Genomic DNA, 9909 nt, shown 5'->3' with positions numbered 1-9909 from the left:
CCTTAGGATGGCTGTTTCTATCGGACTCTAACACCCCTCAAAAACCCGATATAATGGGTTTACAGATATTTAAGTATCTGATTAATAAAGTAATTAAATACTTTACCAAATTTTGGGTCTCGACTTCTTTAATTGATTGGTGGTAATCAATTAAGGCTCGCAGTTAAAGTTTCTCAGGCTTTAACTGGTCGTGGCTCTTTTTTTGTATTCTTTATTCAGTTCGTTGTTTCGTTATATCTAGTATATCGCTTTTTAAAAAAATAAGCAATGATTTCGTGCATTATTCACACGAAATCATTGCTTTTTTCTTCTTCCATTTCTAACTCCAATGTTACTTGTTCTGTTTCTGGTTCTGGTTCTGTTGGCTCATTTGGGATTAAATCCACTACTAGCGTTGAGTTAGTTAACTTTGCAATTTGTTCTAGTGTTTTTATGGTTGGATCTGATTTTCCTGATTCTATTCGTGAATAATTTGATCTACTCATTTCTAATTCTTGGGAGAATTTTTCTTTTGATTTGGTACCTCTCATCTTTTTTAAGCTTTCTCTAAATGCTAGTTCCAAGTTTCTCCCCCCTCTTTTTGTGTCATAAAATTCACGCTTTATTTAAATTATAGCTTTTAATATCTTAATAAACAAGTGATTAATCACTTGTGATTTGTGATAAGTGATTTGTGATTAATATATAAAAGCCCTCTTTAAAGGGCTTTTATGTTTATTTTGAAAAAGAGATAAAATCAATATATCCCTTTTCCCCAATTTTTACAACGGCATTGTAGGGCTTTTTCTCTTTGTTTTTGATTCCTTTTACCAGGGTTTCTTTTCCCTCCAGTAATTCTTTTACATTCGTTTTGGTTAGTTTTTTCTTTCTAAAATGTTCAGCTAAAGTAAACTTACATTCAGGATAATTTGAACAACCATAAAACGATTTTTTTAATACAATATTGTTGCCACACTTAGGACATTTTCCTACAAGGGGTCCCGAGCGCTTAGTGGGAATTTGTACCCCTTATCGATACAAATTCCCCGTAGGCGCTAGGGACCTCTTTAGCTTCTTGGAAGCTGTCAGTAGTATATCTAATAATTTATCTCCATTCCCTTTAGTAACGTGTAACTTTCCAAATTTAAAAAAGCGACTCATAGAATTATTTCCTCCCGTTAAATAATAGATAACTATTAAAAATAGACAATACTTGCTCATAAGTAACGGTACTTAAATTGTTTACTTTGGCGTGTTTCATTGCTTGATGAAACTGATTTTTAGTAAACAGTTGACGATATTCTCGATTGACCCATTTTGAAACAAAGTACGTATATAGCTTCCAATATTTATCTGGAACATCTGTGGTATGGCGGGTAAGTTTTATTAAGACACTGTTTACTTTTGGTTTAGGATGAAAGCATTCCGCTGGCAGCTTAAGCAATTGCTGAATCGAGACTTGAGTGTGCAAGAGCAACCCTAGTGTTCGGTGAATATCCAAGGTACGCTTGTAGAATCCTTCTTCAACAATCAGATAGATGTCAGACGCATGGCTTTCAAAAACCACTTTTTTAATAATTTGTGTGCTTAAATGGTAAGGAATACTCCCAACAATTTTATACCTCTGTTTGTTAGGGAATTGAAACTGTAGAATATCTTGGTGAATTAAAGTGACACGAATGTTCAGTTTTAATTTTTCTGACGATAAGTTGAATAGATGACTGTCTAATTCAATAGACGTTACCTGTTTACTTATTTTAGCCAGTTTCGTCGTTAAATGCCCTTTACCTGTTCCAATTTCGTAAACGGTATCGGTTTCTTTTAAATTCAATTGTTTTATTATTTGGTTGAGTACTTTTTCACTCGTTAAAAAGTTTTGAGAATATTTTATATTTTTGTTCATGTAATCACTCCTGAAGTGATTACATCTGTAAATAAATACAGAAGTTAAACGATTTGTTTGTAATTTTAGTTATCTGTTTAAAAAGTCATAAGATTAGTCACTGGTAGGAATTAATCTAACGTATTTATTTATCTGCGTAATCACTGTTTTTAGTCTGTTTCAAAACAGTAGATGTTTTATCTACATTACGCATTTGGAATACCAACATGACGAATCCCTCCTTCTTAATTACAAATTTTTAGCATCTAATTTAACTTCAATTCCTATTATACACAAAATTTTAAGAAAGTCAATAAATAATCATAATTTTCTAATTGTGTTATTGACTACACTAATTCAATTAGCTAGAATTGTGTTTGTATGATATTTTGAATGAGGTGCATAACTATGAAAACCACTAAAGAAGCAGTAATAAAAGCAACATCAGACTTAGCAGATGAAAAAGGATTAAATAACGTTTCGTTAAAAGCTGTTGCTCAAAAATTAAACATTCGTACACCATCTTTATATAATCACATAGAAAGTTTAGATAATCTTCTTTTAGAAGTTGCTCATAATGGTATGCGTGACATGAATGAAAGAATGATGAAAATTGCCGTTGGAAAAATAGGGAAAGAAGCAATTAAGTTAGTTTCTATCGAATACCTAAACTATATGATTGAACACCCCGGAGTTTATGAAACAATTCAATGGGCTGTGTGGCACGGAACAGAGGAAACAGCAACCATTTTTAACAACTATCTTTCATTATTAACTACTCTTATCCAATCGTGCAGTCTTAACAAAGACAAAACACTTGAAATATTAAATATGCTTACTGGAATAATTCACGGTTATACAACTTTGCAATTAGGAAACGCTTTTTCTGCCTCAGATAAAGTTAGATTTGAATTAGCTGAAGCGATAGATACTTTATTAGTCGGGATTTTCCAGAAGTATAAATAATATATTTAGGCTTGCAAATCAATACAGAACTGCAAGCCTTTTTCTTTTATCCTACAATCTTCCAGTTGCTATCCTTATGTAGCACAAGCTCATACTGTGATACTTGTGTCGCCTTTGTCTGATTATCAAGGAATTTTACAGCTACTTTAACTTTCACATTATCCCCGTCCTTTGTAAAGATAGGGTTTACCAGTTCAGAATAAAGGTAGTCCCTGCCGATAGGCTCAATCACATTTCCAGATACATAGTAAGCAAGCTCTTTTTCTGTGGCTGTTGGATAGAGCTTAAAGAATGTTTCCAGAAATGCGGTAGCGTCATTTACCGTATCAGCGTCCACGCTTGCGTCTGCTTCTGGTGTCTTAGGCTCATAGTCTGATTTTTCGATTGCTGGTGCAAGAGTAGGGTTCTGAATGATTACCATATCCCCGTCAGCGTCTACATGGACTTTTACAGTATAAGTCGCTTTCACATTGCTTGTCTGTTCTCCCTCTTTTATCTGCTGATCTACTTCGTAGGTAGCAGAAAAAGTGTCCGTTCCCGATTGCTCGATATGCCACACAATCACATCTGTAACTGTGGAGCTGGTCGGTATATCCGTTCTGATTGTATCAACATTCAAGTCTTGCAATTCCTTTGTCAGATAACCGCTGATTGCCTGCGTCCTTGCTTCAATCGCTTCTTTGCTGTTACTCCATGTGTAATAAGACTTCGCAAAGTTCTTCACGAAATTTTCTATCCCGTTGGTGTCCTGCAAACGAAGTTCAATGATTTCTTTTTCATGGGTCGTGTGCTGGTCGATAGCCGTAAAATTCTTATACACCCCAAAGCTCACGCTTGCGATAAGCACCACCCACAACGCAATCACGGTTTTCTTATGTGTGCCTACCTTGACAGTACGCACCTTTTTTTCTTTGACATTTTCTGTCTGTTTCTTATTCTTCTTAAACATAATGTTATCCTCACTTTCTATTGTTTTACTCGTCCTGCACCGATTAAGTGCTGTTGCCAGTAACTATTATTTAGGTCTGCATATCCTATCGGATTTCCTGCGTGGTACATCTGCGTCGGCGAAACAAGAATACCGACATGTGTTACATAACTTCCAGCGTTATAGGTAGAATGGAAAAATACCAAGTCCCCAGCCTTTGCCTGCGAGAGTGGAAGATGTTGGGTGGCGTCATACTGTGCTTGTGCTGTTCTCGGTAAGGAAACACCAGCTTTTCCATAGCACCATTGCGTCAGCCCCGAACAGTCAAAGGAAGTGTTAGGATTGCTACCGCCATATACATACTTCCAGCCTTGATACTTCAATGCTTCATTCATTACTTTTTGTGCCAGTTCTCCCGATACCTGCGGAACAGTTAAATACTGATTGACTAATTCGACGTAAAATTGATTGCCATACTGATACCGCCAGCCCCCGTTCTTCGCAACGGCTATCGGGTTGGTGTAGGTTACTTTCTTTCCACCCGATTTTTCACGGGCGAAGCTCTCTGCAAGATTAAAGGTGTGTTTCTTTCCTTTTCCTGCCACATATCCCACATAGCCACCGCCATAGTTATAAGACTGTATCGCTACATTCAAATCGTCGATACCTTGATTTTTGCAGGAAGAAAGCAGGGACGCAAAATACTTACACCCCTGCTTGATTGAGCTTTCCGTATCTAAGGAATTAGGCGGTAAACCAAGACTTTCCGAACTCTGCATAACATCTTCTGCCGTACCGCCACTTTCTACTTGAATGATAGCCAATAGCACATTGACATACTCGGAAATACCGTATTCTCTGGCGTACTTTTCTACCATAGGCTGATGTTTCAAGACTTCTGCGGATAAGTTCATACCCGTAATGCCAGAAGAAAAATTGCTGTTCTCGTCGTCGCTGTCCGCACTAATCAAGACACCAAAGAAAAGCACCAGAGAAAAGAGGATAGGAAACAGAGTGCCAATGATAGCGATATGTTTCAGTTTCATTTTTTCTTCTGTCCTTTCTTCATCACAAGGTTACGAGTTTTCTCTGTTGTCTGCTGGTTCTTTTGGACGGTTTGCGTCTGCTGAACCTTTGTCCTGCGGTCTTTTGTGTAATTCTGGCGTGTTTCCTGCGATACCACTTTTTCTACATTCTGCCTATGTACTGGCTGTGCCGACTGGGTCGCTTTCTTATCAGAAGCACCAGAAGATAACGGACGCTCTTTGATAACATTTGTCTTGACTGGCTCACTTGCTTTTGAAGTGGTCGCTGTGGCAGGACGTTTGACTTCCTGCATTTTTTCCGCACTCGGCTTTGAAGCTGTGGCTGGTCGCTCATGGGGACGGGTAGCTCCCGTTGTCGCTGATCCGTCAGCCTTTCGCTGTGCCTGCCTTGCTTCTTGTGCCTTTTGAAGCTCCATACGCTTGTCAGCGATACTCTGTCTATGCTTTTCCTGCTTTTCCAAACGTCCCGTCTGTCTGGACTGCTGTTCCTGCACCATGCCACGCTTAAAGTCGGACACGCTGGACTTTGCCTTTTCCTTTGCGGAATACACCGCATAAGCGGTCTGTGTCGGCATATCCTTGATATTCTCTTTGACAGCATTTGCCTTGTCTTTCACTTTATTTTTCGTATCTAAGACAGCACCCACCTTTGAGCCTGCACGCTGTCCCATACTGGAAGTAGATGTATTGCCCCGACTGTCTTTTGTGGCTGTGTTCCTTGTCGGTTTTCTGTTTGAAATCGTGCTACCTGCCACCGCACCAGCAACACCGCCAGCAGTAACCGCACCAGCAAGCCGTCTTTCCATACGCCTAGCTCTATGTCGCATAAACAGATATGGTCTGCGGAATATCCTGCGTCCCATGTTTTGACTGTCGCCAGCGTTCAAAGAGAACATACTCATTAAATCGCCCAGCTTCATATAAATACCAGCGAAACATACTATCTGCAAGAACGCTACCATAAAGAACGGATAGTCCGTGGAGATGTTATAAAACATACTGGAAATGCTGAACGCCACCGTTACAATGAGCGTTATTCCTGCCCGTGTCATTATGGTATTAAACACCCTTACGATTGCCTGCTTCGCCATGCTTTCATAGCTCGGTATCATGGAAAGTAAAAAGCTGATAGGTAAAAACATTGCAAAGATAATAAAAAGTATCTGGCTAAATAACATCATGCCCGTAAGCAAGAATACAAATATCGTTATCCCTAAATTGAAGAACAGTAGGAAGAACACCATGCCTAAACGGTTCACGACCTGCGGTATCGTCAGATTGTTGTTGTCGTTATCTTCGATTTCTGTTTTCACGACTTCCTCTCTGGTTTTCCCGTCCTCGTCCTCTGGACTTGCCGATACAAGAGCTTCGACACGGTCTGCCCCGATTTCTTCTGTGTTGCTGTTACCGAATTGCAGAAGTAGCCACGGCTGTTCCACTTGAATAGAAAATAGGCTGTCCCGTATCAAGTCCACGCTGTCCTTGCCCTCGCTGTCGGAGTTGGGGAGCATGATTTTTGTTCCCAAGTCCAAAGAAGCGGTACTGATGTCTGATGAAAATTCATTTATCTTCTTGATGTAGTCGGGAGCGTAGGCAATAAACGAAGCGGACAGCACGAACACCACCACAAAGTTGATAACAGCGTGAAGTGCCTTGCTGGTTTCCCGTTTGATAAGTCCCGTATAAGCAACATACATTCCCACCACTAAGATAATGAGAAGCAGGAAACCAACATAGAAGCCCGTAGAAGAAAAGCCGTTCTCGGTTACACCTGCAAGGGTCTGTATGCTCTTTCCGATACTGTCTGCCATATCGTTAATAAAATCAAGTTTATAGGCTTCCTGCACCACATAGCCCGTGGCATTGCTTAAATAAAGGCTTATCGTCCAGACAAAGTTGGTAATGCAGTAAAGCCCGTACTGTACCGATTTTCCAATGCCGTCCAGCCAGTTCCACGGCAACCATGACCAGCTATTATCCACATAAAAATCAAGCTGGTAGTTGGAAAGGGGATATTTTGAGTAAAGATTTTCTGCGTTTATGGTATCGTCCACAAGCCCCGTCGCATGAGCCACCGTCCCCAAAAGTGAAAGCAGGATAAGGGAGAGTGCCACCACGAACAGAGCCATTTTGAGAAAGTGAAGTATCTTCCTTTTTGTGAACGCACCTTTTATCCTTTCTTTCATCACTCCACCTCATTTCTCTGTACGGGCGGTCTGGTATCAAAGGCGTGTAGCAGTTCTTCAAAAACTGGGTGTATCTGTACCACACCGACACGCCCGTATAAGTCCTGCAATAAGCATTGTCCGTTCTCCAAATCACGAAGCCGTTTCTGGTTGTTTTCATCGTCCTTGTCGATACCGAAAAATTCTAAGGTCTGTTTTATCTCGTTGATGTCAGTAGAACGGAAAGCGAATTTTAAGCCGATATTGTTTTTCAGACTTTCCTTTGCCACGTCCCCAGAAGATTGTGTAACGAAATAAACACCTGCCTGCATAGCTCGTCCAGCACGAACCAGCTTGTTAGAGAGCGTTTCTCCTTGTGCCACATTTAAGAACGCCCACGCTTCGTCCAAATCGACAATCTTAAAAATACTTCTGTCCGAATGGATAAAATCAAGGGCAAAGGTACTAATCACAATCAGCATAGATACCGACAATAATTCAATAGTCGTGTATTCTTCAAAGGTCGTGTCCTTATCTGGCAGTACAAGGTCGGCTACTTGAATGATATTGAGCTGGTTATCAAGGCTGATTGCATTTTCCACCGTACCGTCTGAAAACAGCAGATGTGCAAAGTCGTAGTCCGTGAAGCTGTCGATATGGTCTGCGATATTTCTTGATATGGGCGTATCTTCACGGCGTAGCTCGTCTATTACATGGAGCAAGCCCCGACTGTCGCTCTGGGTAACGGAACGAACCGCTTTTCGTAACACGGGGAATTTTTCGCCGTCCCTAGAGGAAATACCCGTAAGGAATGTCAAGATGTCGATTGCCAGACTTTCAGCGTCTTTTACATTCTTCATAATCACGAATGGGTCAAGAAGTCCTGCATTGTCTTTATCGCTGGTAAGATTTACGATATTGATTTCATGGGCGATTTCTGGAAGTGTTTCTCTCCAGTTGCCACGCTCGGCTTTGGGGTCTAAAATGACTGCTTGACCGCCAAACAACACCGAATAATACACCAGAAGATTGTTGCAGAACGACTTTCCACCGCCAAGCGAACCGACAAAAGCAGACGCTAAAGCGTTGGTAACTGTACCTTTTACGCCCTGCGAAGCTAAAGACGGTTGCAGGTACACATTTCTTCCCGTATCAACGGAATAGCCCATATAGATACCCGTAGTTTCCCCTAACTGCTGGGTCGCTCCAAAGCCAAGCCCTGCCAAGAAGTCTGATTTTACATACTGCACATAGTCATTGATATATCGCTTGCTGGCAGGTAAAAATTCAGAATGAAGCCCCAGCATATCCCCAGCAGGACGTACCAGCTTTACATTGAGGTCGTCGTAAAAGTCTTTGACTTCATCACAACGGCGTTTCAGCTCGTCAAGATCGGGTGCAGACACCCGTATAACGTAGCTTAACTTATACATACTTTCTTTTGTCTGGTCTAAGTCCGTTTCCAGCTCGTCCACGCTGTCTAAAGCGTCCACCACATTTGAGCTGGTTTCACCTCCTGCTTGATAAGCGTGATTGTCAAGGTCTTTCAATTCCTTTTTCTTGTTGCGTACGGTTGTTAATGCTTTTCGGTTCTCCACGATTTCTACATTCATAGAAGTATCAACGGGGAATGTGAATTGCTGTTGCTGGAAATAGAAGATTTCACTTGACGGAAAATCAAGCTCGCCGACAATCGCATTGACGGTAAAATAGGACACATAACTTTCCTTGTCCTCATGTTCCAAGCGTAAATACCGCTGGCTTTCTTCAATCACACACCTTGTCGGACGGATAAGGTCGTAGTATTTTATCAGCGTTTCTTTGTTCAATTTTTTTTTTGGTAGCTGGTACGCATAATCTTCATAAGCGATACCGTCCCTGCCGTAAAGATGTTCCATGAGATACCCAAAATCATTGATTTCCAAGCGACGCACCTTAAAGCGACGGGAGATTTTATTTTCCAGTAACTTTTCCATTTTCATGTAACGGTTGATTTCATCATTCGGCATGGAAACAAAATCATTCATCAGCGTATGGTTTACTTCATGGAGAAACTCTTTGAATGTCAGCCACGCCGATTTTTTGATGTTCTTCAGATTGAGCTGTTCTTCCGTAACCATGAGCTTAAAGCCAAGAAAAAAGCGGTAGTCCACTTGATTGTTCCCAATCATAGATACTAACGCTTCGGTCTGTTCGTCTATTTTCTGGTAGGCAACTTCCTTTAATTTTCCCGTTACCAGTTTCTTTGACTGCTCCTGCATACTTCGTATGGAGCTTTCTGTGGCAATCTGCAACGCATGAATTTTACCCTCACGGGACTGTGCGATTAGCTGTCGGAAACTGTCATGCACGATAAATTTCTGCTCTGCGGATAGAAAAGAATAGTTGTATGGTACCAGCTCATAATAGGCAAACACTTCATTGTCCTTGTTCCAGACAAGGTTATTGTCAATATATTTTATCGGGAACATAGTTCACACTCCTTACTGCCGTGATTGTTTCATTTAATATCTGCTTATGCAGTTTTACGGCTTTTCCTGCATAAGTGATTTTTGGTCGCAGGGCATAGGTTATCTGTGATTTCAAAAAGCTGTACGGCTTCTTTCCGTCAAAGGTTTTCTGCGACATGAACCAAGTGAGAGCAACGGGAATACCAAAGTATTTGAGAAATGCTCCCTCAATCATGGAAAGTGGGGGAATATCCCCAAACAGAATGATGATAAATTCCGTAATCACAAACCATGTAATCTGTGTAAAAGTAACGGGAAAGGGTAAGTTAAAGTCATTGATTGCATATAAGACTTTTTCCACGTTCCAGATACCCGTGTAGCTTTTAATCTTTTTCAAGTTCTTTCAGCTCCTTTCAAAATAGAAAAGGACAGCCATTTTCAGACTGTCCCTTAAAAGAGAAATACGCTGTCAGTAGCAACAATGCTTGTCGCT

Annotated in this window: 9 protein-coding genes and 1 pseudogene; 1 reads left to right on the top strand and 9 read right to left on the bottom strand. The window is 40.7% G+C overall.

Going from position 1 to position 9909, the window contains the following annotated elements; all coding sequences use genetic code 11:
• Window positions 1-284: 284 nt before the first annotated feature.
• The 4 genes and pseudogenes from DXA87_RS14975 to DXA87_RS14955 all read right to left on the bottom strand — a co-directional run bounded on the left by DXA87_RS14975 (window position 285) and on the right by DXA87_RS14955 (window position 2090).
• Window positions 285-563 (bottom strand): helix-turn-helix transcriptional regulator, encoded by a 279-nt coding sequence (locus DXA87_RS14975; protein ID WP_024407057.1) that lies wholly within the window; start codon window positions 561-563, stop codon window positions 285-287.
• A 151-nt stretch (window positions 564-714) separates the two neighbouring features.
• Window positions 715-975, bottom strand: a pseudogene (locus tag DXA87_RS14970) (topoisomerase DNA-binding C4 zinc finger domain-containing protein); the annotation flags it as partial.
• Window positions 976-1144: 169 nt separating this feature from the next.
• A complete protein-coding gene (gene erm(B), locus DXA87_RS14960; RefSeq protein WP_001038792.1) occupies window positions 1145-1882 on the bottom strand; it encodes a 23S rRNA (adenine(2058)-N(6))-methyltransferase Erm(B) in 738 nt (245 codons plus the stop codon).
• A 124-nt stretch (window positions 1883-2006) separates the two neighbouring features.
• The gene (locus DXA87_RS14955) at window positions 2007-2090 is read right to left on the bottom strand and encodes a 23S rRNA methyltransferase attenuation leader peptide (protein WP_001814874.1); all 84 of its coding nucleotides are present in this window, start codon (window positions 2088-2090) and stop codon (window positions 2007-2009) included.
• A gap of 179 nt (window positions 2091-2269) precedes the next feature.
• On the opposite strand from DXA87_RS14955, the gene DXA87_RS14950 reads away from it, so the two are divergent.
• Window positions 2270-2827, top strand: a complete 558-nt coding sequence (locus DXA87_RS14950; protein WP_005946872.1) for a TetR/AcrR family transcriptional regulator — start codon at window positions 2270-2272, stop codon at window positions 2825-2827.
• Between the two features lie 46 nt (window positions 2828-2873).
• Here the strand turns inward: DXA87_RS14950 and DXA87_RS14945 are convergent, their stop codons facing one another.
• From DXA87_RS14945 to DXA87_RS14925, 5 genes are read right to left on the bottom strand one after another with little or no spacing between them, the layout of a single operon-like run.
• Entirely contained in the window at window positions 2874-3776 is a 903-nt protein-coding gene (locus DXA87_RS14945) for a conjugal transfer protein (protein WP_025489605.1), read from the bottom strand.
• Between the two features lie 17 nt (window positions 3777-3793).
• Window positions 3794-4801, bottom strand: coding sequence for a bifunctional lysozyme/C40 family peptidase (locus tag DXA87_RS14940; protein WP_025489604.1), 1008 nt, complete (start codon window positions 4799-4801; stop codon window positions 3794-3796).
• Entirely contained in the window at window positions 4798-6987 is a 2190-nt protein-coding gene (locus tag DXA87_RS14935; RefSeq protein WP_025489603.1) for an MFS transporter, read from the bottom strand. Before DXA87_RS14935 ends, DXA87_RS14940 begins: the two co-directional genes overlap by 4 nt.
• Entirely contained in the window at window positions 6987-9437 is a 2451-nt protein-coding gene (locus DXA87_RS14930; RefSeq protein WP_025489602.1) for an ATP-binding protein, read from the bottom strand. The genes DXA87_RS14935 and DXA87_RS14930 overlap by 1 nt, the downstream gene beginning before the upstream one ends.
• Entirely contained in the window at window positions 9415-9813 is a 399-nt protein-coding gene (locus DXA87_RS14925; protein WP_003061368.1) for a conjugal transfer protein, read from the bottom strand. Before DXA87_RS14925 ends, DXA87_RS14930 begins: the two co-directional genes overlap by 23 nt.
• Window positions 9814-9909: the final 96 nt, after the last annotated feature.

The sequence above is a fragment of the Desulfotomaculum sp. OF05-3 genome, assembly GCF_003435535.1.
GTDB lineage: Bacteria > Bacillota > Clostridia > Lachnospirales > Lachnospiraceae > Pilosibacter > Pilosibacter fragilis.
This window is presented reverse-complemented; position numbering and strand designations above follow the sequence as displayed.

Excerpts from the sequence above, each read along its gene's own strand:
- DXA87_RS14955 (WP_001814874.1), bottom strand. The coding sequence starts at position 2,090 with ATGTTGGTATTCCAAATGCGTAATGTAGATAAAACATCTACTGTTTTG.
- DXA87_RS14950 (WP_005946872.1), top strand. The coding sequence starts at position 2,270 with ATGAAAACCACTAAAGAAGCAGTAATAAAAGCAACATCAGACTTAGCA.
- DXA87_RS14945 (WP_025489605.1), bottom strand. The coding sequence starts at position 3,776 with ATGTTTAAGAAGAATAAGAAACAGACAGAAAATGTCAAAGAAAAAAAG.
- DXA87_RS14940 (WP_025489604.1), bottom strand. The coding sequence starts at position 4,801 with ATGAAACTGAAACATATCGCTATCATTGGCACTCTGTTTCCTATCCTC.
- DXA87_RS14935 (WP_025489603.1), bottom strand. The coding sequence starts at position 6,987 with ATGAAAGAAAGGATAAAAGGTGCGTTCACAAAAAGGAAGATACTTCAC.
- DXA87_RS14930 (WP_025489602.1), bottom strand. The coding sequence starts at position 9,437 with ATGTTCCCGATAAAATATATTGACAATAACCTTGTCTGGAACAAGGAC.